Origin of the sequence: Pseudomonas sp. BF-R-01 (assembly GCF_019946615.1) — a bacterium.
Taxonomy (GTDB): Bacteria; Pseudomonadota; Gammaproteobacteria; order Pseudomonadales; family Pseudomonadaceae; genus Aquipseudomonas; species Aquipseudomonas migulae.
The window spans coordinates 1-25457 of record NZ_JAGYFX010000088.1 but is presented as its reverse complement, the minus strand read 5'-3'; the positions used below and the strand labels follow the sequence as shown (position 1 = coordinate 25457).

General features: G+C 60.5%; 19 protein-coding genes and 1 pseudogene. 10 read left to right on the top strand and 10 right to left on the bottom strand.

Features of this window, described 5'->3' with window-relative positions:
* Positions 1–72 precede the first annotated feature (72 nt).
* Complete coding sequence (locus KGB27_RS24445; protein WP_223556622.1) at positions 73–1182, bottom strand: PilT/PilU family type 4a pilus ATPase; 1110 nt, start codon at positions 1180–1182, stop codon at positions 73–75.
* Positions 1183–1301: 119 nt separating this feature from the next.
* Between KGB27_RS24445 and KGB27_RS24440 the strand changes: the two genes are divergently transcribed.
* Positions 1302–3839, top strand: coding sequence for a PAS domain-containing protein (locus KGB27_RS24440; protein ID WP_223556620.1), 2538 nt, complete (start codon positions 1302–1304; stop codon positions 3837–3839).
* 65 nt (positions 3840–3904) lie between these two features.
* The gene (locus tag KGB27_RS24435; protein ID WP_007898282.1) at positions 3905–4180 is read left to right on the top strand and encodes a peptidylprolyl isomerase; all 276 of its coding nucleotides are present in this window, start codon (positions 3905–3907) and stop codon (positions 4178–4180) included.
* 139 nt (positions 4181–4319) lie between these two features.
* Here the strand turns inward: KGB27_RS24435 and KGB27_RS24430 are convergent, their stop codons facing one another.
* The 8 genes from KGB27_RS24430 to KGB27_RS24395 all read right to left on the bottom strand — a co-directional run bounded on the left by KGB27_RS24430 (position 4320) and on the right by KGB27_RS24395 (position 11042).
* Positions 4320–5252 (bottom strand): sugar kinase, encoded by a 933-nt coding sequence (locus tag KGB27_RS24430; RefSeq protein ID WP_223556617.1) that lies wholly within the window; start codon positions 5250–5252, stop codon positions 4320–4322.
* Between the two features lie 157 nt (positions 5253–5409).
* Positions 5410–6627: an amino acid deaminase gene (locus tag KGB27_RS24425; protein ID WP_223556615.1), complete on the bottom strand. Its 1218-nt coding sequence runs from the start codon at positions 6625–6627 to the stop codon at positions 5410–5412.
* A 41-nt stretch (positions 6628–6668) separates the two neighbouring features.
* Positions 6669–7433 (bottom strand): IclR family transcriptional regulator, encoded by a 765-nt coding sequence (locus KGB27_RS24420; RefSeq protein WP_223556613.1) that lies wholly within the window; start codon positions 7431–7433, stop codon positions 6669–6671.
* Between the two features lie 159 nt (positions 7434–7592).
* A complete protein-coding gene (locus KGB27_RS24415) occupies positions 7593–7982 on the bottom strand; it encodes a RidA family protein (RefSeq protein ID WP_008033044.1) in 390 nt (129 codons plus the stop codon).
* A 30-nt stretch (positions 7983–8012) separates the two neighbouring features.
* The gene (locus tag KGB27_RS24410) at positions 8013–8810 is read right to left on the bottom strand and encodes an amino acid ABC transporter ATP-binding protein (RefSeq protein WP_008033043.1); all 798 of its coding nucleotides are present in this window, start codon (positions 8808–8810) and stop codon (positions 8013–8015) included.
* The gene (locus KGB27_RS24405) at positions 8807–9469 is read right to left on the bottom strand and encodes an amino acid ABC transporter permease (RefSeq protein WP_008033040.1); all 663 of its coding nucleotides are present in this window, start codon (positions 9467–9469) and stop codon (positions 8807–8809) included. The genes KGB27_RS24410 and KGB27_RS24405 overlap by 4 nt, the downstream gene beginning before the upstream one ends.
* Before the next feature lie 9 nt (positions 9470–9478).
* Positions 9479–10141 (bottom strand): amino acid ABC transporter permease, encoded by a 663-nt coding sequence (locus KGB27_RS24400; protein WP_008033038.1) that lies wholly within the window; start codon positions 10139–10141, stop codon positions 9479–9481.
* Positions 10142–10193: 52 nt separating this feature from the next.
* The gene (locus KGB27_RS24395; RefSeq protein ID WP_223556611.1) at positions 10194–11042 is read right to left on the bottom strand and encodes a transporter substrate-binding domain-containing protein; all 849 of its coding nucleotides are present in this window, start codon (positions 11040–11042) and stop codon (positions 10194–10196) included.
* Between the two features lie 763 nt (positions 11043–11805).
* Between KGB27_RS24395 and KGB27_RS24390 the strand changes: the two are divergent.
* From KGB27_RS24390 to KGB27_RS24365, 6 genes and pseudogenes are all read left to right on the top strand, one after another.
* Positions 11806–11976, top strand: a pseudogene (locus tag KGB27_RS24390) (UDP-N-acetylglucosamine 2-epimerase (non-hydrolyzing)); the annotation flags it as partial.
* A gap of 80 nt (positions 11977–12056) precedes the next feature.
* Positions 12057–14231 carry a cyclic di-3',5'-guanylate-activated glycosyltransferase NrfB gene (nrfB, locus tag KGB27_RS24385; protein WP_223556609.1) on the top strand — a complete coding sequence of 725 codons (2175 nt, stop codon included), beginning with the start codon at positions 12057–12059 and terminating at the stop codon, positions 14229–14231.
* Positions 14228–17392: an NfrA family protein gene (locus KGB27_RS24380; protein WP_223556607.1), complete on the top strand. Its 3165-nt coding sequence runs from the start codon at positions 14228–14230 to the stop codon at positions 17390–17392. The genes nrfB and KGB27_RS24380 overlap by 4 nt, the downstream gene beginning before the upstream one ends.
* Complete coding sequence (locus KGB27_RS24375; RefSeq protein WP_223556605.1) at positions 17392–18246, top strand: DUF4434 family protein; 855 nt, start codon at positions 17392–17394, stop codon at positions 18244–18246. Before KGB27_RS24380 ends, KGB27_RS24375 begins: the two co-directional genes overlap by 1 nt.
* Positions 18247–18253: 7 nt before the next feature.
* Positions 18254–19330 carry a sensor domain-containing diguanylate cyclase gene (locus tag KGB27_RS24370; RefSeq protein ID WP_223437696.1) on the top strand — a complete coding sequence of 359 codons (1077 nt, stop codon included), beginning with the start codon at positions 18254–18256 and terminating at the stop codon, positions 19328–19330.
* Between the two features lie 75 nt (positions 19331–19405).
* On the top strand, positions 19406–20506 hold the full coding sequence (locus KGB27_RS24365; RefSeq protein WP_223556603.1) for a DNA alkylation repair protein: 1101 nt from the start codon (positions 19406–19408) through the stop codon (positions 20504–20506).
* Between the two features lie 94 nt (positions 20507–20600).
* Here KGB27_RS24365 and KGB27_RS24360 read toward each other — a convergent pair whose 3' ends face one another.
* Positions 20601–21497 carry a LysR family transcriptional regulator gene (locus tag KGB27_RS24360; protein ID WP_008037153.1) on the bottom strand — a complete coding sequence of 299 codons (897 nt, stop codon included), beginning with the start codon at positions 21495–21497 and terminating at the stop codon, positions 20601–20603.
* Between the two features lie 121 nt (positions 21498–21618).
* On the opposite strand from KGB27_RS24360, the gene KGB27_RS24355 reads away from it, so the two are divergent.
* Positions 21619–23265, top strand: a complete 1647-nt coding sequence (locus KGB27_RS24355; RefSeq protein WP_223481070.1) for a GMC family oxidoreductase — start codon at positions 21619–21621, stop codon at positions 23263–23265.
* Positions 23266–23555: 290 nt separating this feature from the next.
* Entirely contained in the window at positions 23556–25178 is a 1623-nt protein-coding gene (locus tag KGB27_RS24350) for an MFS transporter (RefSeq protein WP_008037160.1), read from the top strand.
* Positions 25179–25457: the final 279 nt, after the last annotated feature.

Below are 25457 nucleotides of genomic sequence, written 5' to 3'. Positions count from 1 at the left end.
GGGCCCTGACGGTTGATGCGAAGCTCCAGGCCGCCATCGCCAGCAAGCCGGCTCCTACAGAGGGGATGTGGGTCAGTCCATCAGGCCCCATTCGCCGGGTTGTGCGTTGGGTCCCGGTGATGCGTCGGCATGCAGCTTGAGCCGCAGGCGCAAATTGTTCAGCGAGTCCGCATGCTTCAAGGCCTCTTCTTCGCCGATAGCGCCTTCGATCACCAATGCGTACAGCGCGCAATCGAACGTCTGCATACCCTGTTCGGTCGACTTTTCCATGATCCCTTTGAGCTCGTCGAATTCATTGCGCCGTATCAGGTCGCCAATGGTCGGCGATCCCAGCATCACTTCTACCGCCGCCCTGCGCTGACCGTCACGAGTGCGCACCAGACGCTGGGAAATGAAGGCTTTAAGGTTGTTGCCCAGGTCATGCAGCAGTTGCATCCGCCGTTCTTGCGGGAAGAAATTGATAATGCGATCCAGCGCCTGATGGGCGTTGTGAGCGTGCAAGGTGGAAATCACCAAATGCCCGGTGTCGGCAAACGCCAGCGCATGCTCCATGGTCTCGCGGTCGCGGATCTCACCGATCAGCACCACGTCGGGTGCCTGGCGCAGGGTGTTTTTCAGCGCGGTATGAAAACTGCGGGTGTCGACGCCGACCTCGCGCTGATTGATGATCGATTTTTTGTGCCGGTGGATGTACTCGATAGGGTCTTCAATGGTGACGATGTGCCCGCTGCTATGGCGGTTGCGGTAATCGATCAACGCCGCCAGCGAGGTCGACTTGCCCGAGTCGGTGGCGCCGACGAACAGCATCAGCCCTTGTTTGAGCATCACCGTTTCCAGCAGCACGGGTGGCAACTTGAGGTCTTCGAAACGCGGAATGTCGAGTTTGATGTTGCGCACCACGATCGACACATCGTTGCGTTGCTTGAAAATATTGACCCGAAAGCGCCCGACTCCCGACAACGAGATCGCCAGGTTCATCTCCAGTTCCCGATCGAACTCCAGTCGCTGTTCGGCGTCCATGATGGACGCGGCAATCGCGGCGATTTCCCCCGGTTTGAACGGCTGGTCGGCCAAGGGTTTGAGTACACCGTCAAACCGGGCGCTGGGTGGCGCGCCGGTGGACAGGTACAAATCGGAACCCTCCTGGCTGGACAGGGTCTTTAACAGCGCATCGATTTCCATGGCAAAAAACACCCGCGAAGCATTCAATGAACAGAAATGACCCGAAAAATCGGTCATTCAGCGTCTACCGCCCTAGGATAGTAGACGCCGTCACCCCGACCGACGTGCAGGACACCTTGATGAACGCAGTACCCACCGGCAGCGATGCCCAGGCTTTGATTGCCAGACTGGACTGGGCGCGCACCCCGCTCGGCGACGCCAGTGACTGGCCGCAGAGCCTGCGCACAGCGGTGGACATCGTGATTCACTCACCGATGCCGATGCTGTTGCTGTGGGGGCCGCAGCTTACGCAGATCTATAACGACGGCTTCGCGCTGCTGGCCGGCAGCAAGCATCCGCACGCTTTCGGACAACCGACGCACCAGATCTGGCCAGAACTCAAAGACTTTACCGACCCGATTTACAGCGCCGTCCTACAAGGCCAGGTGCGGACTTACAGCGAACAGCGCTTCACCCTGCAACGCGACGGGAATGATTCCGACTTCTGGCTGGATTTGACCTACAGCCCGATCCGCGATGAACACGCCGAAGTCGCCGGGATTCTGGTCACGGCCATTGAAACCAATGAACGCCGACGCATCGCCCTCGAACTGGAGCAGCGCTCGGCCGCCAGCCTGAAGGCTCAGCGCGAGACCGAGGAACGCCTGCAATTGGCGCTGGCAGCCACTGATGCCGTCGGCACCTGGGACTGGGACATCAGCGAAGACCGCTTCATTGCCGACGCGCACTTCGCCCAATTGCACGGCATCGATCCGCTACTCGCCAGTCAGTTGCCCATCAGCGACTATCTCGAAGCCGTGCATCCGGAAGACCGCTCGATGGTCACCCGCGGCATCAAGCAGTGCATCACCCAGGGCAGCGAATACGCCGAGGAATATCGCCTGTTGCAACCCGACGGCCAGTTGCGCTGGGTGTTTGCAAGGGGCCGTTGTTACAAGGACCACCATGGCCGGCCGATCCGTTTCCTCGGCGCCGCGCTGGACCTGACCGAACGAAAACACACCGAACAGGCCTTGCGTCAGAGTCAGACCGAGCTGCAACTGATCATCAACGCCATGCCGATCCTGATCAGTTACGTCGACAGCGAGGAACGCTTTCGCCTGAACAACGCGGCGTACCTCGACTGGTACGGCCTGACGCCCCAGGAACTTTACGGTCGGACCATTCGTGAGGTGCTGGGTGAAGAAGCCTACGCCTTGCGCGCCGAATACATCGCCGAAGCACTGGCGGGCAGGACCTGCTGTTTCAGCATCAGCACGCCGCATCGTGATGGCAGCACTCGACAAGCCTTGATGAATTACCTGCCCCGCCACGGGCCGGATGGCGCGGTGAACGGTTTCTACATTTTCGTGATCGACGAAACCGAGCGCAAACAGACCGAAGAAGCCTTGCGCAACCTCAACGAAACCCTTGAGGAGCGTGTCGCCGCCCGTACCCAGCAATTGGCCGAAGCGAACCAGCGCCTGCAAAACGAAATGTTCGAGCGCGAACGTGCCGAAGATGCCCTGCGCCATGCGCAGAAAATGGAGGCGGTCGGCCAGCTCACCGGCGGTATCGCCCATGACTTCAACAACATGCTCACCGGGATCATCGGCAGCCTCGACCTGATGCAGCGCTACATCGCCGATGGGCGTACCGCCGAGATCGGCCGTTTCACGGAAGCGGCGGTGTCGTCAGCCAACCGCGCAGCCGCCCTGACCCATCGCCTGCTCGCCTTCTCCCGACGCCAGTCGCTGGACCGCAAGCCGCTGAACGCCAACGAACTGATTCATTCTCTGGAAGATTTGCTCAGCCGCACCAAGGGCGACCACATCGAGCTGAAACTGCAACTAGCCGATGAAGCCTGGCCAGTCAGCACCGACGTCAGCCAACTGGAAAACGCCCTGCTCAATCTGGTGATCAATGCGCGGGATGCCATGCCCGATGGCGGCGAGTTGCGTATCGAAACCGCCAATGTCTATCTGGACAGCAGCGACATCAACATTCTGGAACCCGTCAAGGCCGGGGATTACCTGATGATCGCCGTCAGTGACAACGGCACCGGCATGACCCCGAAAGTGTTGGCCAAGGCGTTCGATCCATTCTTCACCACCAAGCCTATCGGCCAGGGCACGGGGCTGGGTTTGTCGATGATCTACGGTTTTGCCCAGCAGTCGGGCGGCCACGTGAGCCTGTTCAGCCTGCCGGGCCAGGGCACCAGCGTGCGCCTGTTTTTGCCGCGCTTGCACGAGATGGAGCCGGAAGATGTGCTGACGCCGGTCATCGGCGAGGCACCTTCGGCGATAGCCGGGGAAACCGTGGTGTTGGTGGAAGATGATCCGGCGGTACGCATGCTGGTGTTCGACCTGCTCAAGGAGCTGGGTTATCGCGCCCACGAGGCCGAAGATGCGAAGACCGCCCTGCCCTTGCTCGAATCAGGTTTGCGGGTCGATCTGCTGGTGACCGATGTCGGGCTTCCGGGCATGAACGGTCGGCAATTGGCAGAAATCGCCCGTCAGCACCGTCCGGAGCTCAAAGTGCTGTTCATGACCGGTTACGCGGAAATGGCCGCGGAGCGTCAGAGCTTCCTTGAAGAAGGCATGGACATGGTGGCCAAACCGTTTTCGGTTGACCTGCTGGCCAACAAGATTCGCACGATGATCGGCCAACCCGAGTGAGTTGAGGCATAATCGCGCGCCCCGATCCACCCACATAGCCACTACCGTTGCAAGGTACTCGCCTCATGAAAGCTCAAGCCCGCCATATTCTGGTGAAAACCTCGGAAGAAGCCGAGCAGCTCAAACAACGCATCGCCAAGGGCGAAGCCTTCGATGTGCTGGCCAAGAAGTATTCCACCTGCCCGTCCGGCAAGCGCGGCGGTGATCTCGGTGAAGTACGGCCAGGGCAGATGGTCGGGGTGATTGATGCGGTGATTTTCAAGAAGCCGTTGCGGGTGGTGCATGGGCCGATCAAGAGCAAGTTTGGCTATCACCTGGTGCAGGTGTTTTATCGGGATTAAGTGGTTGCCTTGAGGACCCCATCGTCGGAACGCCGCCCGGAGCCGGCTCACTCCCACATTGGATTTGCGGCGTACACAGATCCATTGTGGGAGCGAGCCTGCTCGCGATCCGACTGCGCAGCAGCCGGCCATTCACCACCTACCGCGGAATCAACGCCCCCGGCACCTGAATCACCCGACTCGCCAACCGATGCCCGGCCTCGGCCGCCTCCACCGGACTGCCCCCCTTGAGCCGGCTGGCCAGGTACGCCGCACTGAACGAATCCCCCGCCGCCGTGGTGTCCACCACGCGTTCGACCTTCTGCGCTGGCACTTCGAACGACTCGCCCTCACAGCGAATCAGACAGGCCTCGGCACCACGCTTGAGCACCACTTCCGGCGTGCCCACCTGCTCGTACGCGGCGAACACTGCCTCGCAATCGGAAAAATGAAACAACGCCTGTTCGTCGTCGACAGTCAGCAACGCCAGATCGACATACGGCAACACGCTGCGATACGCCGCCCGAGCCTCCTCGATCGACGTCCACAAACGTGGCCGGTAATTGTTATCGAACACAATCCGCGCATCCCGCTGCCGTGCTTCGATCAGGGTTTCCAGCAACTTCTCCCGACCTTGCACACCGAGCACCGCCAGGGTGATGCCGCTGAAATACAGCACGTCGTAATCCGGCAGCACCGCGAGGATCGGCGCGGCGGCTGGCGTGGTAAAGCAATCGCGGACGGCGGCTTCGTTGCGCCAGTAGAGAAAACGCCGCTCACCGGCGGCGTCGGTCTGGATGCAGTACAAACCGGGCAAGCGACCGGGCAGGCGCTGGACCATGTCCAGGCCGATGTTTTCGGCGGCCCAGCTTTGGCACATGGCATCGCTGAAACTGTCATCGCCCAGGGCGGTGACGTAATCAACGCTGCCGCCTTCGCCCAGTTCCCGGGACAGATAGACTGCCGTGTTCAAGGTATCGCCGCCGAAGCTCTGTTGCAGACTGCCGTCGGCGCGGTGTTGCAGCTCGATCATGCATTCGCCGATCAGGGCGATGCGCGGGATGTTGGGGCCGAGTGTGTTGATGGTGTTCATTGTTGTGGTGTCTCTGGTGGTTCGGTGGTGTCTGGTCGGGCGCATTCGCGGGCAAGCCTCGCTCCTACAGGATTTGTGCCGTAATCATCATTTGCGAATGACACAAAACCTGTAGGAGCGAGGCTTGCCCGCGAAGGCCGCACCTCGGTCTCAACCCTTAAAAACAGGTTTCCATGGTTTCGATGACATTCAACTGCTCATCCACCAGACACCCCGTGCGCCACTTGTCGAACGTCAGGCACGGGTGCGAAGTGCCGAACGAAATGATATCGCCCACCCGCAGCTCAATCCCCGGCGCCACCGTCATGAACGCGTGCTGATCCATCACCGCCGTCACCTTGCAGGCACTGACATCTTCACCCTTTGCCGGTACCACACCGGCCTTGTAACGCAGCAACGGCACCGGCAGCCCGGCGTCGTAGGCCACGTCGCGTTTGCCCAGGGCGATCACTGCAAAACCCGGTTCCGGCAACGATTGCACATGGGCCCAGACTTCCAGCGCCGGGCGCAGGCCTTCGTGCAGATCGCTACGACGGTCGAGCACGCAGCATTGCGCTTCTTTATAAATGCCATGGTCGTGGGCCACGTAGCTGCCAGGGCGCAATACGCTGAGGAAACGCCCGCCAGCGTTCTGCGTTTCGAAGGACTCGGCGATCAGGTCGTACCAGGCCGACCCCGACGCAGTGATGATCGGCTTGGCAATGGCGAACGCGCCGCTGTCCTGCAACTGCACCGCCAGACGCACCAGCGACGCGGCGAATGCGCGAATGCCGGTGACCGCATGATCACCGTGAATCACGCCTTCATAACCTTCGATACCGGTCAGTGCCAACGCGGGTTGTGCATTGATGGCCTTGGCCAGGGCGATCACTTCCTCTTCGGTCCGGCAACCGCAACGGCCACCCACCACGCCGTACTCGATCATCACGTTCAGGCGCACACCACGCGAGGCGAAATACGCGCCGAGGTCAGCGACGTTGTCCGGGTGATCGACCATGCAATGGAAATCGAACGTCGGGTCCGCCAACAAATCGGCGATCAGCGCCATGTTCGGCGTCCCCACCAGTTGGTTGGCCATCAGCACCCGACGCACACCATGCGCGTACGCAGCGCGGGTTTGCGTGGCGCTGGCCAGGGTGATGCCCCAGGCGCCGGCGTCCAGTTGGCGGCGAAACAAGGCCGGGGTCATGCTGGTTTTGCCGTGAGGCGCAAGTTCGGCGCCGCTGTTGCTGACGAACGCCTGCATCCAGCGAATGTTGTGTTCCAGCGCCTCGCGATGCAGCACCAGCGCCGGCAGGCTGACGTCGCGCACCAGATGGGCACCGGCCTGGGCAAAGCCCTTTTCCACGGCAGCAGTATTTTGGGCAGAAGACATGGTCGAACTCCTCACATTTTCGCGGCCGCGAACAGCCGCTGTTATTCGTTAATGCGACGGGCCAGGCGGTTGGCGTTGTCGATCAACACCCGGCGATAGTCGTTGTAATGCGTCTTGGCATCGGCCCGTGGGGCGACGATGCACAGGGTCGCAATGGCCACGCCATTCGGGTCTTTGACCGGGGCGGCGAAGCAATGGGTAAAGGTGTCGGCGACACTGTCGAAGGAGAAAAAACCGTCGATGCCGGCCTGACGGATTTCACCGAGAAACTGCTCCAGCGGCAGGCGTTCACCGTTAGGCAGGATGAAGTCGTCGTGATCAATCAGGTCGATGATTTCCTGGTCGCTCAGGTGCGCCAGCAACAGGCGCCCGGACGCGGTCCAGGGGATCGGCGCGTTTTCGCCGATGTCCGAGGAAATGCGGAAATGCCGCTCGCCCTCTTTCATCAATGCCACCGTGTATTTGCGCCCGTTGAGCAGGCACATCTGCGCGGTTTCATGGGTCTGGCTGACAATCTCCTGCAAGGCGTAATCGGCCTCGCGGGTCAGGTCGAAATGACGCAAATGCGCCTGCCCGAGGAAGTACAGCTGACGGCCGAGGTAGACGTGACCGTCCTTGCCCACGGGTTCCAGAATCCGCCGTTCGAGCAAGGACGCCACCAGTTCGTAGACCGTGGATTTCGGGCTGCCGATGCCACTGGCAATTTCATTCGGACGCAGGGGCTGGCCGATTTCCTTGAGGAAATCGAGGATATCGAACGCCCGGTCCAGACCGCGAGCCCGGCGCTTGATGGTGTCTTCGGTCATGTTTCTAATTCCCATTCAAAGTGCCGGGAGTTTACCCAGAGTGCCGTGTCGACCGTTAGGCCGCCTTCGCGGGCAAGTCGAGTCGTCGCACCGCTCGCTCCTACAGACGATGAACTCCTGTAGGAGCGAGGCTTGCCCGCGAAGAATTCACCGCAAATCTCAGGCCTTTTTCTTGTACGCGATGCAGTCGATCTCGACCTTGCAATCAACCATCATGTTCGCCTGCACGCAGGCCCGGGCCGGTGCGTGCTCGGGTTTGAAGTACTCGGAGAAGACCTTGTTGAAACTGGTGAAATCCCGCGGATCTTCCAGCCACACCCCGGCGCGCACCACGTCTTCGAGGCCATAACCGGCCTCTTCGAGAATCGCGATCAGGTTCTTCATGGTCTGGTGAGTCTGCTCGACGATGCCGCCAACAATGATCTCGCCATCCAACGCCGGCACCTGGCCAGAAACGTGCAGCCAGCCGTCGGCTTCAACGGCGCGGGCGAAAGGACGAGGCGTACCGCCAGCGGCGCTGCTGCCGGTGCCGTAACGAGTAATGCTCATGAGTGTTTCTCCTGATTGAAAAGCTGAAAGTTAAAACCGCGTGTTTTTGAGGAACTCAGCCAGACGCGGTGATTGCGGGCGTTCGAACAGCTCCTTGGGAGGCCCCTGCTCTTCGATACGCCCCTGATTCATGAAAACGATCTTGTCCGAGACCTCGAAAGCGAAGCGCATTTCGTGGGTCACCAACAGCATGGTCATGCCATCCTCGGCCAGGCCCTTGATCACGCTCAGCACTTCGCCCACCAGTTCCGGGTCGAGGGCCGAGGTGACTTCGTCGAACAGCATCAGGCTCGGGTTCATTGCAATCGCCCGGGCAATCGCCACGCGCTGTTGCTGACCACCCGACAATTGCCCCGGATAGTGATCGCGGCGCTCCAGCAAACCGACCCGCTCGAGCCATTTTTCGGCGAGCGCGACAGCCTCATCCTTGTGCAGCTTTTTGACCTTGAGCAAACCCAAGGTGACGTTCTGCAATGCAGTCAGGTGCGGGAACAGGTTGAACTGCTGGAAAGCCATCCCGGTCATCGCGCGATGGCGGGCGATGACTTTTTCCGGGTGACGTATGCGCTTGCCATTAACCTCGTCATAGCCGATGGATTCGCCATCGAGCATGATCTGTCCGCCCTGGAATTCTTCGAGCATGTTCACGCAACGCAGCAGCGTGGTCTTGCCCGAGCCGCTGGAGCCGATCAGCGTGACCACGTTGCCGCGCTGCATGGTCAAGTCGACGCCCTTGAGCACTTCGAGCTGGCCATATTTTTTGTGCAGCCCGCGAATGTCCAGCAGGGGCTGCTCATTTGGAACGTTCGAAACTTGAGGTTGAGTCATGGCAAGGCCACCCGCTTTTCAATGTGCCGGCCGAGTAATTCGATGGCGTAGTTGATGACGAAAAACAGAAATCCGGCGAACAGGTAAAACTCCAGCGTCATGAAGGTCCGGGCGATGATCTGCTGGGTGCTGAGCAGCAACTCGGCCACGCCGATCACCGACAGCAGCGTCGAGGCCTTGACGATCTCGGTTGACGAATTGACCCAGGTCGGCAGGATCTGCCGTAGCGCCTGCGGCAACAGCACGTAACCGAGGGCTTGATAAAACGTCAGGCCAATCGCCTTGCTCGCTTCCATCTGCCCGCTCGGCAACGCTTGCAGCGCGCCGCGCACAATCTCGGCGACGTGGGAACCGCAGAACAGCGTCAACCCCAATGCACCGGCCTGGAATGCACTGATCTGCCAGCCCAATGCGGGCGCCATGTAGAAGCAAGCGAGTACCAACACAAACACCGGTGTGCCGCGAATAATGTCCACGTAAAAACGGAACGGCGCACGCATCCAGAATTTGCCGTAAGTCAGCACCAGACCGGCGACAATGCCGACCATCGTGCCCAGCAAAATCGCCAGCGCCGAGACCTGCACACTGGTCAGGAAGCCTTGCCACAACACTTCGCGGGCAACCCATAACTCATGCAACCAACTGGGTGATTCGTACATGAGGGCCTCCTATCGGCGGATCGCCAGACGCTGCTCGAGGTAACGCAGCATCATGGCAATGAGGTAACAGGCCGCAACATAGAGCGCTGTGGTCACCAGCCAGGTTTCAATCACCCGGTAGCTCTCGACATTGATCTTGCGCGCGTAATAGGTCAGCTCGGGCACGGCAATCGCCGCCGCCAGCGAGGTGTCCTTGAACAGCGAAATGAAGTTGTTCGACAAGGCCGGCAGGACGTTGCGCAACATCACCGGCACAGTGACGTAGGCCTTGACCTGCCACTCGCCCAGGCCGATGGCCAACCCGGCTTCGCGCTGGCCCTTGGGAATGCTCAACAACCCGCCACGGAACACTTCGGTCAGGTACGCACCGGCATACAGCGACAGGGTGATGATGAACGACGGGATCTTGTCCAGACGAATCCCCAGGCTCGGCAACGCGAAGTAGATCAACAGAATCAACACCAGAATCGGCGTATTACGGATCACCGTCACATACACCGACGCCATCACCCGCAATGCGCGGTGCTTTGAGAGCAAAGCAAACGCCATCATCAGGCCGATCACGCAACCGATGGCGATCGACACCAGCGCCAGCTCCAGGCCCAGACCGAGCCCCGCCAGCAAGGTGTCGAAATCGCGCCACACGGCGGCAAAGTTCAACTGATAGTTCATGGTCAGCAGTACCTTGAACGGGGCGCGTCATGGGCGCCCCACTCTCACGGGGTCATTTGAATTCGACGGGGAAACCGATGGCCGGGGTAGGCAGATCCACACCGAACCACTGCTTGAAGGACGCCGCATACGTCGGGAATTCAACGCCGGTCATGGCTTCATGCAACGTGGTGTTGACGAAGTTCAGCCAGTCCTGATCGCCGCGTTTAACTGCGCACGCGTACGTTTGCGGGCTCCAGGCGTAGGTCGGGCTGCGATAGCGGCCCGGGTTCTGCACCATCAGGTATTTGACCGAAGACTGGTCGGTGGCAGCGGCGTCGGCACGGCCGGAGTTCACGGCCTGGTACATCAAATCCACGCTGTCGTACTGATCGACCTTGGCCTTGGGCAGCGCCTGGTGCACCAGTTCTTCGGCGTAAACGTTCTGCAGCACCGCCACGGTCACGCTGTCATTGGCCGCTTTGAGATCTTCGATTTCCTTGTACTTGCTGTTGGCCGGCAACAGCAGGCCGACACCTTCGCGGTAGTACGGCAGCGTGAACGCCACTTGCTGCGCACGGCTGGCGTTCACGGTAATGAACTGGCAACTCATGTCGACCTTGTCGGTCAGCAGGTTGGGAATCCGCGCATCGGACGACTGCACCACGAACTCGACCTTGCTCGGATCGTTGAACAACCCTTTGGCGACCATTCGCGCGATATCGATATCGAACCCCTGCAACTTGCCGTCCGCTCCCTGGAAATGCCACGGCGCATTGGTACTGCCCGTGCCCACGATCAGTTTCCCACGGGCCAGCACGCTATCGAGCTTGCTGTCCGCCGCCTGGGCAACGCCCATGGCAGCAGCCGAAGCTGCAAAAAGAAAAACACACGCTTTAAACAAGGAAGGTCGGCGATGCATGGCAAGCACTCCAGGATGATGTGTATTCCGCTATACCGGAACTGAGTATGTAACAGCGGAATAGACAGCAGAAAGTGTGCCACAGGTTGTGGGGCCATTTCTCGGAAAATTACAAATCGAGTGAAATCAACGGGATGCGCTGCAACAGGAAAAAACGGTAGCGCTCGTGCAAACGACTGGGCGCTACCGTTCGCCACAACGGGCGGGTAAAAGCATCTCAATTGGGCGAAGACTGACCCTGTCAGGTGCGCTCACCTTGCCGGCACACTTACATTTCAACCCGGAACAAACCGCTTGATCCTCCTTTTTTATAGGAAAAGCCATCGAGCCGTTCGCAACCGAGTGCAATAAAGCCGCGGCCGATGCCCCTGTCCGCTGTCCATTCTGACAGGAGGCGATGCCTGCGCACGGGCATCCTCGTTGGCGCTTTGCGACAAGACCATGCTCAATAACGGTGTGGAGAACGCATCACGTATACTCGATACCCGAAAATTGCCTTCAATCCGAATCAGCCAGGCTGATCGAATAAGTACGGGCCCCAAACCGGCTGGCTGCGACCTTTTTTGCACTGAATTGAACGTTTAAGGAAAGTGCCATCTAATAGCCATAATCGGCTGAGCATTTGCTGCAATTTATTGACATCAATCAAGCCTCAAACCGAATTGGACAAGCTCCAATCCGACTGCTTTTATTTACATCTCAGTAAGCGGCAAAGCATTGTTGGCCTTGAGCCAGAGCCTTGCCACATTCCCAGGAGGGGTCAATGTCTTTCAACATCATGATGGTTTTCGGTACGCGTCCGGAGGCCATCAAGATGGCGCCACTCGCCAGAGTGTTGCGTCAATTGTCCGGGGGCAGACTGAGCCTCTGCTCCACCGGCCAACTGGATGACGAGGTCCACTTCGAACGCATGAGCCGCGTTCACACCCCCTTCGGCGACGGCCACGCCAGCGAACGCATCGGCACTCGATTGTTCGAGCGTCTGAGCGTGCGCTCGGCGGCGGTCAAAGCACGATGACTTTCGATTTTGTCGATTTTTTTGCCTACGTTCTGTTCGGTCTCAAATACCTCGCGATCACCCTGGCGTTTTTGATGTTCCTCCTCGGGCTCGATGACCTGTTCATCGACCTCGTGTACTGGGGCCGCAAGCTGGTCCGGCGCTGGCGGATCTACGAAAAATTCAAGCGCGCGGATGAAGAGCGCCTGTACGCCATCGCCGAAAAACCCCTGGCAATCATGGTTCCGGCGTGGAACGAAGTCGGTGTGGTCGGTGAAATGGCGCGCCTGGCGGCGTCGACCATCGATTACGAGAACTATCAGATTTTCGTCGGTACGTACCCCAACGATGCCGAGACGCAGGCCGACGTCGATGCGGTCTGCCAGCACTACCCCAACGTGCACAAAGTGGTCTGCGCCCGCCCCGGCCCCACCAGTAAGGCCGACTGCCTGAACAACATCATCGACGCGATCCTGCGCTTTGAAAGCGAGGCGAAAATCCAGTTTTCCGGGTTCATTCTGCACGATGCCGAAGACGTGATTTCGCCGATGGAATTGCGCCTCTTCAACTACCTGCTGCCAGCCAAGGACCTGATCCAGATTCCGGTCTACCCCTATGCGCCGGAGTGGCGAGGCTTCACCGCCGGGCATTACGTCGACGAGTTCGCCGAGAACCATGGCAAGGATGTAATCGTCCGCGAAGCCATGACCGGCCAGGTGCCCAGCGCCGGGGTCGGCACCTGCTTCAGCCGTAAAGCCATCAGCGCCCTGCTCGAAGACGGTGACGGCATCGCCTTCGACGTGCAGAGCCTGACCGAAGACTACGACATCGGTTTCCGCCTCAAGCAAAAAGGCATGAAGTGCATCTTTGCCCGTTACTCGGTGACCGACCCGAAACTGGCGCTTGAACAGCCTTGGGCGTTCGGCATGGACCGCGTGTTTTCCCAGGTCATCTGCGTTCGCGAGCATTTCCCCCGGGACTTTCAGCATGCCATCCGCCAGAAATCGCGCTGGATTGTCGGCATCGTCTTTCAAGGCACCAAGAACCTCGGCTGGAGCCCCACGGGCGTGCTCAACTATTTCCTCTGGCGCGACCGTCGCGGCATGATCGCGTACCTGCTGAGTTTCCTGGTGAACCTGTTGTGCCTCGTGCTGCTGGCAATGTGGCTGATGACAGTGATTGCACCGACCGCCTGGCGCTATCCGTCGATCCTGTCCAACAGCCCGGTGCTCGCTACGCTCTTGTGGCTCAACGGTTTGATGCTGATCAATCGGCTGTTCCAGCGTGGCTGGTTCGTCACCCGTTACTACGGGCTCGTCGAAGGCCTGTTGTCGGCACCGCGCATGATATGGAGCAACTTCATCAACTTCTTCGCCAACGTGCGGGCGCTGCGCCAGGTCATGGAAATGGGGGATTCGCGCCGTGTGGCGTGGGACAAGACCACCCACGAATTCCCGGCCCTGACCAAAGCCCAGCGCACGCCGCTGGGTCATCGCCTTGTGGAAAAAGGCCTGCTCACCGAAGAGCAACTGGAAGCAGCCATCACCAACCCGATACGCCGGCGTCTGGGCCACGAACTGCTGCTGCGTGAACACATCGACAGCACACAACTGGTAGAAACCCTCGCCGAGCAGCTGGATCTCGAATGGGCGCCACTGAACCCGTTCAAACTCGACAAGCGCCTGATCGACGCCGTGCCGCGCAAGATCGCCTCCCACTACGGCGTGCTGCCGGTGGCCGAGGAAGGCAACACCCTGGTGCTGGCCTCCGAAGGGCCGGTGAGCCAGGTCTCCCTCGGCGCCATCAGCCGTCAATTGAAACGCCCGGTACGCTGCCGTCTTGCGCCTCAGGGCCGGGTCACGCTGGGTATCCGCTACTGGTACGCCAGCCCCCGCCAGAATAAGGAAGTGCACCACATGCTCGAAGTGCTTGAGCGTCATCAGGACGATGAAGCCTTGCTCGAACGCGTCAGCCATCACCAGGTGCTGCTGGGCAATCTGCTGCAAGTGCGTGGTATGGTCCCGCCGAGCCTGTTCAATCAGGCTTTGATCGACTTCGATGCCGAGCACATGTCCTTGGGTGAACACCTCATCTCGCGCGGCATGATCACGCAGGAAGTGCTCGAACAGGCCCTGGCCGACCAGGCCAGTGAACAGCAAGCGGCCTTCCGCATTGTCCGGGAGGTCGCATGAAGCCTGATCGTCATGCCCTCCTCATCGGCAGTCTGTTGCTGAGCCTGGCGACCAGCTCATGGGTACAGGCTGAACCGCTGACCGAGTTCGAACAATTTCGCAGTTTCCCCTACATGGATCGCAGCTACCGCGAAGCGAAAAAGGGCAACTGGGCCGAAGTCGAACGGCTGATGCGCCACCTGCTGGTCAAGGTGCCGAAAAACGATGAAGCCCGCGCCCTGCTGGTGGAAGCGCTGGCCAAGCAACGACGGTACAAGGATGCCGTGCAGGCGCTGCCGGACAACCCGGACAACAACGACGCCCTGCTCAACCTGCGCCTGACCTGGATCGAACAGGACCCTCCGGGCAGCGAGCAAGTAGAACAATGGATCGCCAACAGCAACCTCAGTCAGCGGGTACGCCTGTGGCAGGCCTATAGCTTGAGCCTCGCGAAGTTTGGTGGCGCCGGCAGGGCTCACGACTGGCTGGCACAACTGACGCCCAAGGGTGACGACAACATCCTGCAACTGGCCCGCTCCAATTGGTCCGAGCAATTGCGCGACTGGAACGGCACCATCGAGCAACTGGCGCCACTGGCCGCCAGCGATCAACTGGACGCCGAAGGCTGGCAGCGACTGGCCAATGCCTATGTGCAGCGGCTCGACGAACAGCCTTTGCAGCAATTGCTGCAGCAAGCCCCGTCACCCGAAGCCGCGCGCAAGGCACGCCTTGCGATGATCGATCGGGCGATCGCCATGGGCCAAGTGCAACTGGCTCAACGCTGGATTCAATCATTGCCCGCCAGCGAACTGGCGGATCCGGCGCAACGCCAGCGCCTGTGGGAACTGGCTCGACAAAGCGGCGATGTACCGACCGTGCAACGCTTGAGTGGCGAATTGCAGCGCCCGTGCCTGGAGACGGCCGAATGGTTGTCCGGTCGCGATCCGCAAGCCGCACGCACGCAGCTGCGTGGCTGCCAGCCGAACGATGACCCGCAAAAATGGTTGATTCTGGCCCAGCGCCTGCAAGACACCGAGCTGCTGCAAGGCTCGCGCCTGCCCGAACCCTGGGACAGTCGCCGCCAGGCACGGCTGCTGGACATCTGGCAGGACCAGGGCGAGAGCGACAAAGTCATGGCCTGGCTCGCCGGCCAGCCACAGACGGCTGACGTGGTCAAACGCCGGGCCGAACTGGTGCAAGCCCTGGGTCGCAATACAGAAGCCGCGACGCTCTGGGAGCGACACTACCAGCAGACCGGCAACCTCGGTTCGCTCAATCAGGCAACGTATCTGGCGCTGAACGCCGGCCAGCGCGAACACGCGCAACAGTGGCTCGAAAACGCCTATGACCGTCATGACGGCAAGTTGCCCGTTGCCCTGCTGCAGCGGCTGGCGGGGCTCTATGCCTCGTCGACGCCGACCCCGGCGCAGCAGAAACGCATGGTGTCGCTGCTCAATCGCGTCGATCCCGCCACACGCGGCCAACTGCTGGCGCAACTGGCCGAGAAAGGTCAGTGCGACGCGGTGCAACAAGCCATTGGCGACCACCCGCAGGTCGCAGGCGACTATCGAGCCCTGGGCCGTTGCGCCATGCCGAATCGGCCGGGTGAAGCCGTCGTCTACTACCAGACCGCGGAAAAACTCGGCGACCGTGGCAGTCGTCTGCCACTGGCGTATGCGCTGGAAGCGTCCGGTGATTCGGCGGGTGCCCTGGCCATCTGGCGCAGCCTGCCGGAGGCTGAGTTGAGCGATAACGCCAAGCTGACGGCCAGCCGCAGCGCCCTCACCGCAGGCGACACGCAGCTCGCAGAACGTTACTGGCAACACAGTCGCGCCCGTGGGGCCAATGAATGGGCGCTGGGCGCGGCGATTGCCGACGCGCGCAGCGATCATCTCGAAGCATTGCAACGTCAGCGTTCAGCCTTGCAGCAGGCGCCGGATGCCGGGAATTTCTACGCAGCGTCGGTCACCGCGCAAAAGGCCGGCGAACTGGCGCAAAGCACTGCGTGGCTCGCCGAAGCCGTGCGTCGCGAACCGCACAACCCGCGCTATCGCGCCGATTACGGCATGCGTCTGGCGGGGGCCGACACCCGGGAACAGCGCGCCCACGCCATCCCTTATCTGCAAAGCGCCACCCGTGATTTTCCGGAAGACTATCGCCTCGGCGAAACCCTGGCGCTGCGTTATGACGAAGTGAAGGACAGCGCGGCGGCGCGCAAGGAATTGCGCCGGGTCATTGACCTGGAACAGCACCCGGTAGCCGCCGACGATGAGGACGGCAGCATGGAAGCCAGGCGTTATCGCCAGCGCCGTGCTCACGAAACCCTGTCCCGTCGCGACAGCCGCACGCTGGCCAGCACCTGGTCACCGGCCGGCGTCTCGACCAACGACAGCTTCCGCCCCAACGGCACCTTGCGCGACAGCTCACGACGCGCCACCTCACAGAACGTACAAGTGGCGATCTGGGACCATGCGCTCGGCGAAGAGCCGAGTCGCGCCGGCAGCACGTTGTCGGTTTATGGCCGCGTACTGCTTGGCGGTCAGGGTCGATCGAGTTACGGCGAATCCCTCGGCACCGGCGTGGGTCTGCGCTACAAGCCCTGGGGCACGGCGAACATCAACTTCTACGGCGAGCTCTACAAACAGAGTTCGTTCGATGACAACGACAATCAGCGCCTGAGCCTGGGTCAATTGCTGATTCCTGAAAAGCTCGCCGACCAGTTCAACGATCACCGCCAGGACGGTCACACCAGCACCGATTACCTGTTGCGCGCCACGGCTTCGTTTCTTGATCAGGGACGGTTCCGCAACGACTGGCGCATTGATGAAAACGATTGGGAGGAACGTTTCCTCTACCTTGACGCCGCGTGGTGGACCAAGGCCGGTGATCACCAATGGCTGTCGCGCTTCCAGCAAGGTCACACCTGGAAACTGCCGTTCAACGGCGCGCAAACCGTCATGCCGTACGGCTTTCTCGAGTTCGCCAGCCAGGACCCGAACAATGACTGGCGCCAGGACCTGCGCACCGGTATCGGCCTGCGCTGGCAATGGTGGTTCGACGACGACATCTACAACGCTTACCGCGCGCACCTGACGGTTCGCACCGAGTATCAGCAATCCCTGAGCGGCAACCTGTATGAAGGCGGCAACGGTGTGTTGCTGGGTGTGGAGTTGAATTTCTGATGACGCGTTTTCTCCTGGTTCTTTGCCTGTTAATGAGCAGCACAATGGCCCGCGCCGATGAGCGGATTTTTTACCAACCCCTGAACGTCGACGCCAGTCTGAGCCAGGCGCAATGGCAACGGATCTGGCAGGACACCGCCCAACACGGCGTGCAGACCGTCATCGTGCAATGGACGGCGTACGGTGATTCAAACTTCGGTGGCGTCGATGGCTGGCTCGCCAACAGTTTGAAACTGGCCCACGAGCAAGGCCTGAAACTGGTACTGGGCCTGAACATGGACCCGGCCTATTACCAGCGTATCGATGAGCTGGACAGCGCCGGGCTCGCGGCTTATTGGCAGGTGCAACTCGGGCAATCGCTCGCCCAGCAACAGCGGCTGCGCCAGGACTGGAAGTTGCCGGTCAGCGGTTGGTACCTGCCGATGGAGCTTGATGACTTTCACTTCCTGGCGGTCGAGCGACGGCAAACCCTACAGCGCCAACTCAAGGATTTCGCCGGCAAACTGGACGCACCGCTGCACGTCAGCGCCTTCACGGCCGGCAAACTTGCGCCACAGGTCAATGGCCAGTGGCTCGATGGGCTGACGAGCGTGGGCGTTCAGGTGTGGTGGCAGGACGGCGCGGGCACCGGGCGTTTACCACCACTGGTGCGCAACGGCTACGCCAGCGCGCTGCCCTGCCCGGTCGGCATCGTGCGCGAAGCGTTCCGGCAGGTCAGCGGCGAAGGCCAACCGTTCCGCGCAGAGCCGGCCACCCCGGACGCTTCCTCGGCAGGTTGCCATCCGACGGCGGTGTTTTCCCTGCGTTATCGACCGTGGGGCAAGGTGATACTCGACAACCAGCGCAAGCAATAGGTCGGCGATGTACAAAACCATTGAAGATGAAGTCCTGAAAAAAGCCGCGCCGGCGGCACTCAAGGCTGAATTCATCCAGCATGAATTCGAGCGGCTGCATAAATTCTGCCTGCTGATTTATGTCGCCAGCATCGTTATCTGGGTGCTCTTCGATCTGATTGTCAGCTTCATCGGTGACCAGGGTTTTACCTGGCTGTCGATGCTGTTTCTCGGGGTATTCACGATCCTGGCGATTGTGCTGCTGTTCACCCGCAAGGCTCGGCATTTCCACGTATTGAACCTGATGTTCGTCTTCGCCATGACCTTGGGCATTCGCCTGGTAATCGACGGCTTGCCCGCCGATTTTCAGCCCGCCTGGCTGGTACTGGCCGCTGCGAGCACGCTGTACAGCGCGTCGGTTTTGCCGCTGAGTCGCTGGTCCTTCTACGGTGCGCAAATCATCACCTGGCTGCTGCTCAATCCGTTCTACGACACCCACTTTCACGTGCTTGAGCTGCGGGGAATGATGACGGTCTGCTACGCCGGTTTTCTTTGTGCGATGACCGTCTACAGCTTCCTGAAATTGCGCGAGGCCAAACTCTACAACTTCATCATGTCCCGGCTGCTGCTGGATCAAGCCTACATCGACACGCTGACCGAGATCCCCAACCGTCGCTCGTTCATGGCACGCGCCGACAAGCAGTTGCAAGCCGCGCCACGGGAATCCGACCATTACCTGGCAATGATCGATATCGACAACTTCAAGAAGGTCAACGACGTGTTCGGCCACGACATTGGCGACGAGGTGCTCAAGCGCGTTGCCGCGGACATCAAAGCGGTGATGGCCGACTTTGAATACGCGCGACTGGGTGGTGAAGAGTTTGCGATTTACCTCGCCGGTGTGCGCCGTGAAGACGTCGCCGCCCTGGCCGGCGATCTGTGCAGGGTGGTCCGCGAACGAACCACCCTGCACCCGGTGACCATCAGCATTGGCCTGGCGCGGGTCGCGGAGAGCGACACGCTGAATCAGGCGCTGGTGAAAGCGGATGAGGCGTTGTATGAGTCAAAACATTCGGGGAAGGATCGGTATACGTTTCATCAGTGATGAGCGTATTCGCGAGCAAGCTCGCCTGGATAACGCGGTGTACCTGGATAAATAACGATTTCAAAGGAATCGACAATGGCCGTTGACCAACCCGCCCCCGCCCTGAAGGAAATCTTCAACGCCGAGCGCCTCAAGCACATTGCCACCGAGATGACCGCGGTCTACCCCGACTTCAACGCCAAAGCCTTCCTCAAACTGGCCAACGACGGACTGGCCGAGCTGTCGATCATGCAGCGCATGGCCCGGGTCAGCGAATCACTGCACGCCGTACTGCCGCTGGGTTTTGATGAGTCGCTGGAGGTATTGCGCGCCCTCGCCCCGCGCCTGAACAGCGGCTTCGTCAGCATCTCGCTGCCGCATTACGTCGCAACTTACGGCGCCCATGCTTTCGAGCCGTCCATGGCTGCGCTCAAATACTTCACCACATTCGGCTCTGCTGAATTCGCGATCCGCTATTTTCTGCGCAGTGACCTCAAGCGCGCGTTGGCCGTGATGCACGATTGGTCGCTGGATGAAAACGAACATGTCCGGCGCCTGGCCAGCGAAGGCTGTCGCCCGCGCCTGCCGTGGTCATTTCGCCTGGAGCAGATTCAGGCCGACCCGAGCCTCGCCGCCGCGATCCTCGACAACCTCAAGGCGGACGCCAGCCTTTACGTGCGCAAGTCGGTGGCCAACCACCTCAACGACATCACCAAGGACCATCCCGAGTGGGTGCTGGACCTGATCGAAGGCTGGTCGCTGGAGAACAGGCACACCGCATGGATCGCCAGACATGCACTACGCAGCCTGATCAAACAGGGCAACCAGCGGGCGCTGGCGATCATCGGCGCGGGCGGCAAGCCCGAGGTCGAAATCATTGATGTGAACGTTGAACCGGCGGTGATTGGCCTGGGTGAGAAAATCACCTTGTCCTTCAGCGTTAAATCCACGGTTGAGGACAGTCAGCGCCTGGTGATCGACTACGCCATCGATTACGTCAAAGCCAATGGCAGCACCTCGGCGAAGGTGTTCAAGCTCAAGGCATTGACGCTGCCGGGCCATGCGACCGCCCTCCTCAGCCGTGGTCAGCACATCAAGGAACTCACCACGCGCAAGCACTACGCCGGCCGACACGCGGTGCACGTCCTGGTGAACGGCAAACGCCTCGCCAGCACTGCCTTCGAAATCCTCCCCTGAACACGCGATCCACTGTAGGAGCGAGGCTTGCCCGCGAAGAGGCCCTTGAGTCTGGTATCAATTTCAAAACCGCCTTCGCGGGCAAGCCTCGCTCCTACAAGGTGTCGGGGCCTCGCAGTAGATCCTGTTCTCGCTCACACAACTCCACCACGTAATCCCACAACACCCGCAATCGCACGGACTTGTGCAGCTCGCGACGGGTGCTGATCCAGTAGCTGCGCTGGATGCTTTCATCCGGCAACAACGGCACAAGCTGCGGATCGGCGCTGGCCATGTAGCACGGCAGCACCGCAATCCCCAACCCCGAGCGCGCCGCCTGTTGCTGGGCGATCACGCTGGTGCTGTGGAACACCACCTGCGGATTGCGGCAGAAGCTGTTGAGGAACATCAATTCCTGACTGAACAGCAAGTCGTCGACATAGCCGATCCACGCGTGGCGCCCGAGGTCTTCGCGGCTGCGCAACGGTGGCGCCCTGTCGAGGTAAGCCTGGCTGGCATACAGCGCCAGGCGATAGTCAGTGAGTTTGCGCGTGACCAGCATGTCGGCTGCGGGGCGTTCGAGGTGGATGCTGATCTCCGCTTCGCGGTTGAGGATGCTGACAAATCGCGGCACCGCCACCAGCTCCACTTCCAGCCCCGGATAGCGCTCGAACAAACCGTTCATGCGACTGGCGAGGAACATGATGCCCAGGCCCTCGGTCACCCCCACGCGAATCTTGCCCAGCGGCGCCGTCGATTGGGTGATCTCTTCCTGGGCCAGCAAGGCGACGTTCTCCATCGCTTCAGCGTGTTTGAGCAGCGCTTCACCTGCCGGCGTCAATTCATAACCCTGGGCGTGCTGGACGAACAGCGCCGTGCCGAGGCTTTTTTCGATGGCCTCGATGTGCCGGGCCACGGTGGCGTGGGTGGTGTTCAAACGGCGGGCAGCGGTGAGCAAACGCCCGCTGCGCTGCAATTCGAGAAAAAACCGCAGGTCATTCCAATCGAACATGAACCGTCCTTAGGGATACGCTGTTTAAAAACGCACAGCGGCTGCGCAAAAACTAACATTCTTTTGACGAAAGCTAACAACTAGGATGATCGACAACAAGAACAACAATACGAGGTCAGGGATGCAGACTTCCCTTGATGAATACGATTACATCGTGGTCGGGGCCGGGCCGGCGGGATGTTTGCTGGCCAATCGATTGTCGGCCAACCCGCAACACCGGGTGCTGCTGCTTGAAGCCGGCGGCCGCGATAACTACGCGTGGATTCACATCCCCGTAGGTTACCTGTTCTGCATCGGCAACCCGCGCACCGACTGGTGCTTCAAGACCGAAGCGCAAGCAGGCCTGCAAGGTCGCGCCCTGAGTTACCCGCGCGGCAAGGTGCTCGGCGGTTGCTCCTCAATCAACGGCATGATCTACATGCGCGGCCAGGCCGGCGACTACGACGGTTGGGCGGCCGATGGCAATCCCGGCTGGCGTTGGGACGATGTGCTGCCGCTGTTCAAGAAAAGCGAAAATCATTTTGCCGGCGACTCGCAATTTCACGGTGCCGCCGGGGAATGGCGGATCGAGCGTCAGCGACTGTCCTGGCCGATTCTCGATGCGTTCCGCAGCGCGGCCGAACAAAGCGGCATCGCCAGCATCGATGACTTCAATCAGGGCGACAACGAAGGCTGCGGCTACTTCCAGGTCAATCAGAAGGCCGGGATTCGCTGGAACGCGGCCAAGGCATTTCTCAAACCGGTCCGCCATCGTCCCAATCTCACCGTGCTGACCGACGTTGAAGTCGACCGCGTGCTCCTGGAAAACGGCCGCGCAGCGGCGGTCAGTACGCGTTGGCAGGGTCAGGCGAAAACCTTCAAGGCGCGCAAGGAAATCGTCCTTTGCGCGGGTGCCGTCGGTTCGCCGAGCATCCTGCAACGCTCCGGCATCGGCCCTCGCCCGCTCCTGGAAAAACTGGGCATCGGTGTGGCCCATGAGCTGCCCGGTGTGGGCGGCAACTTGCAGGATCACCTGCAACTGCGGCTGATCTACAAATTGCAAAACGCGCGCACCCTGAACCAGATCGCCGGCAGTGTGTGGGGCAAGATCGGCATGGGGCTGCGTTATCTGTATGACCGCAGTGGCCCGCTGTCCATGGCGCCGAGTCAGCTCGGTGCGTTTGCCCGCTCGGGGCCGGAGCAGACTTCGGCGAATCTCGAATACCACGTGCAGCCGCTGTCGCTGGAGCGCTTCGGCGAGCCGCTGCATGCCTTCCCGGCCTTCACGGCGTCGGTCTGCGATCTGCGTCCGCAAAGCCGTGGGCGAATCGACATTCGCTCGGCCAACCCGCAGGACGCGCCGCTGATTCAACCCAATTACCTGAGCCATCCGGAAGATTTGCGCGTCGCCGCCGATGCGATCCGCCTGACCCGACGCATCGTTTCCGCGCCCGCCCTGCAAGCGTTCAAACCGGTGGAATACCTGCCCGGCGACAGTTTGCAGAGCGAAGAACAACTGCACGAAGCCGCCGCGCGAATCGGTACGACGATTTTCCATCCGGTCGGTACGTGCCGCATGGGCAATGACGGGGACGCGGTGGTCGATGCCGAATTGAAAGTCCACGGCATCCCCGGCCTGCGTATCGCCGACGCCTCGATCATGCCGCGCATCACCTCGGGCAACACCTGTTCGCCGACGCTGATGATTGCCGAAAAGGCCGCACAACTCATCCTCAACCCCGCCACAAGGAGCCTGACCTCACCGATGGAACTGGTGACCAATGCCTGACCTCCAAACACAAAACCTGTAGGAGCCAGCTTGCTGGCGAAAGCGGTGTCTCAGGCGACATCGCTGTTAAATGATCCACCGCTATCGCCAGCAAGCCGGCTCCTACAGGGTTGTAGGTGGGGCACAAGAAATATGAACGACAAAGATCAACTGTAGGAGCTGGCTTGCCAGCGATAGCGGCGGATCAATCAACATCGATGTCACCCGATGCACGGACAGTAGCGGCACCAGCCCACAAAGCCGGTGCCGACAGTGGAACAACAAAAACAATCACTGTGAGGGATACCGATATGTCAGAACACGTTCAATCTCTGGAAATCACGCGCAGCGCCGATGCCAGCCGTGACACCCGCAAAGTCATCTTCGCTTCGTCACTGGGAACAGTGTTCGAGTGGTACGACTTTTTCCTCTACGGCGCCCTCGCGGCGGTGATCAGCAAACAGTTTTTCGCCGGGGTCAATGACACCACCGCGTTCATCTTTGCACTGATGGCGTTTGCCGCCGGCTTTATCGTGCGGCCCTTCGGTGCGCTGGTGTTCGGGCGGCTGGGGGACATGATCGGGCGCAAATACACCTTCCTCGCCACCATCGTCCTCATGGGCGTCGCGACGTTTTGCGTCGGGTTGCTGCCGACTTACGCGAGCATCGGCATCGCCGCGCCGATCATCCTCGTGGTGCTGCGCATGCTTCAGGGCCTGGCCCTGGGCGGTGAGTACGGCGGTGCTGCGACCTATGTCGCCGAACACGCGCCCATCGGCAAACGCGGTTTCCACACCAGCTGGATTCAGTCCACCGCGACCCTCGGCCTGCTGCTGTCGTTGCTCGTGGTGCTGGGTTGCCGCTACTTCACCGGTGACCAGTTTGAAGTCTGGGGCTGGCGGATCCCGTTTCTGTTTTCCATCGTGCTGCTGGGCATCTCGACCTGGATTCGCCTGAGCCTGCACGAATCGCCCGCGTTCGTGAAAATGAAAGAGGAAGGCAAGCTCTGCAAATCGCCACTGCGTGACTCCTTCGGCAAATGGGAAAACCTCAAGGTCGTGCTGATCGCGCTGTTCAGCATCAACGCCGGGCAAGCGGTGACGTTTTACGCGGCGCAGTTCTACGTGCTGTTCTTCCTCACCCAGTTCCTGAAAATGGACCCGGCCCTGGCCAACAGCCTGCTGATCGTCAGCGTGATCATCGGCGCGCCGTTCTTCATTTTCTTCGGTTGGCTGTCGGACAAGGTCGGGCGCAAACCGGTACTGATGATCGGCCTGTTGCTGGCCACCGCGCTGTACTTCCCGATCTTCAAGACCCTGGCCCATTACGCCAACCCGGCGATCGACCAAGCCAGCCGTCAGGCACCGATTACCGTACTGGCCGACCCGGCGACGTGCACCTTCCAGTTTGATCCGGTAGGCAAGGCGAAATTTGACAGCCCGTGCGACAAGGTCAAAACCTTCCTGGTGAAACAGGGCCTGCCCTACAGCAGCGAAGCGGCCCCGGCTGGCAGCGGTGTGCAGGTCAGCGTCGGTGACGTGAGGCTTGAAGGCTTTGACGAAGCGGCTCTGCGAGGTGCGGTGACCCTGGCCGGGTATCCGTCAAAAGCCGACGTCCAGTTGATCAACAAACCGATGATCGTGGCGCTGATCGTCGCGCTGATCATCATCTCGGCCATGTGCTACGGACCGCTGGCGGCGTTGATGGTCGAGCTGTTTCCGACGCGCATTCGCTATACCTCGATGTCCCTGCCGTATCACATTGGCAACGGGTGGTTTGGTGGGTTCCTGCCGACGGTGTCGTTTGCGTTGGTGGTGTACACCGGGGACATTTTCTATGGGCTTTGGTACCCGGTGGTGATTACTGCGGTGAGCCTGGTGGTGGGGATGATCTGTTTGCGTGAGACCAAGAACGTGGATCTGGATACTAACTGAGGGTTGGTTGGTGTTTGGGCGGTGGTGGGGGCATGTCCATTGTTTCGGTGATGGCGGCTATTGGTTTCGCCCTTACGGCGAGTCACTTGGAAGAGCCCCAAGTAACCAAGGGCTCTTGCCCCTTTCGTTCGGAGCCTCGCTGTGGCTCGGCATGCCCTCGCTCCGGTCCTGCTCCGTGGGCCCGCCGCCATCGGCCATCCCTGGCCGGGGGCGGCTAACCCGGCATCCATGCCGGGTTGCCCACTACGCAGAACCTCCACTCGGCCTCTCGAGGGGGCG

Bases quoted from the DNA above. Each gene is read 5' to 3' on its own strand.
- KGB27_RS24445 (WP_223556622.1), bottom strand. From the start codon at position 1,182: ATGGAAATCGATGCGCTGTTAAAGACCCTGTCCAGCCAGGAGGGTTCC.
- KGB27_RS24440 (WP_223556620.1), top strand. From the start codon at position 1,302: ATGAACGCAGTACCCACCGGCAGCGATGCCCAGGCTTTGATTGCCAGA.
- KGB27_RS24435 (WP_007898282.1), top strand. From the start codon at position 3,905: ATGAAAGCTCAAGCCCGCCATATTCTGGTGAAAACCTCGGAAGAAGCC.
- KGB27_RS24430 (WP_223556617.1), bottom strand. From the start codon at position 5,252: ATGAACACCATCAACACACTCGGCCCCAACATCCCGCGCATCGCCCTG.
- KGB27_RS24425 (WP_223556615.1), bottom strand. From the start codon at position 6,627: ATGTCTTCTGCCCAAAATACTGCTGCCGTGGAAAAGGGCTTTGCCCAG.
- KGB27_RS24420 (WP_223556613.1), bottom strand. From the start codon at position 7,433: ATGACCGAAGACACCATCAAGCGCCGGGCTCGCGGTCTGGACCGGGCG.
- KGB27_RS24415 (WP_008033044.1), bottom strand. From the start codon at position 7,982: ATGAGCATTACTCGTTACGGCACCGGCAGCAGCGCCGCTGGCGGTACG.
- KGB27_RS24410 (WP_008033043.1), bottom strand. From the start codon at position 8,810: ATGACTCAACCTCAAGTTTCGAACGTTCCAAATGAGCAGCCCCTGCTG.
- KGB27_RS24405 (WP_008033040.1), bottom strand. From the start codon at position 9,469: ATGTACGAATCACCCAGTTGGTTGCATGAGTTATGGGTTGCCCGCGAA.
- KGB27_RS24400 (WP_008033038.1), bottom strand. From the start codon at position 10,141: ATGAACTATCAGTTGAACTTTGCCGCCGTGTGGCGCGATTTCGACACC.
- KGB27_RS24395 (WP_223556611.1), bottom strand. From the start codon at position 11,042: ATGCATCGCCGACCTTCCTTGTTTAAAGCGTGTGTTTTTCTTTTTGCA.
- nrfB (WP_223556609.1), top strand. From the start codon at position 12,057: ATGACTTTCGATTTTGTCGATTTTTTTGCCTACGTTCTGTTCGGTCTC.
- KGB27_RS24380 (WP_223556607.1), top strand. From the start codon at position 14,228: ATGAAGCCTGATCGTCATGCCCTCCTCATCGGCAGTCTGTTGCTGAGC.
- KGB27_RS24375 (WP_223556605.1), top strand. From the start codon at position 17,392: ATGACGCGTTTTCTCCTGGTTCTTTGCCTGTTAATGAGCAGCACAATG.
- KGB27_RS24370 (WP_223437696.1), top strand. From the start codon at position 18,254: ATGTACAAAACCATTGAAGATGAAGTCCTGAAAAAAGCCGCGCCGGCG.
- KGB27_RS24365 (WP_223556603.1), top strand. From the start codon at position 19,406: ATGGCCGTTGACCAACCCGCCCCCGCCCTGAAGGAAATCTTCAACGCC.
- KGB27_RS24360 (WP_008037153.1), bottom strand. From the start codon at position 21,497: ATGTTCGATTGGAATGACCTGCGGTTTTTTCTCGAATTGCAGCGCAGC.
- KGB27_RS24355 (WP_223481070.1), top strand. From the start codon at position 21,619: ATGCAGACTTCCCTTGATGAATACGATTACATCGTGGTCGGGGCCGGG.
- KGB27_RS24350 (WP_008037160.1), top strand. From the start codon at position 23,556: ATGTCAGAACACGTTCAATCTCTGGAAATCACGCGCAGCGCCGATGCC.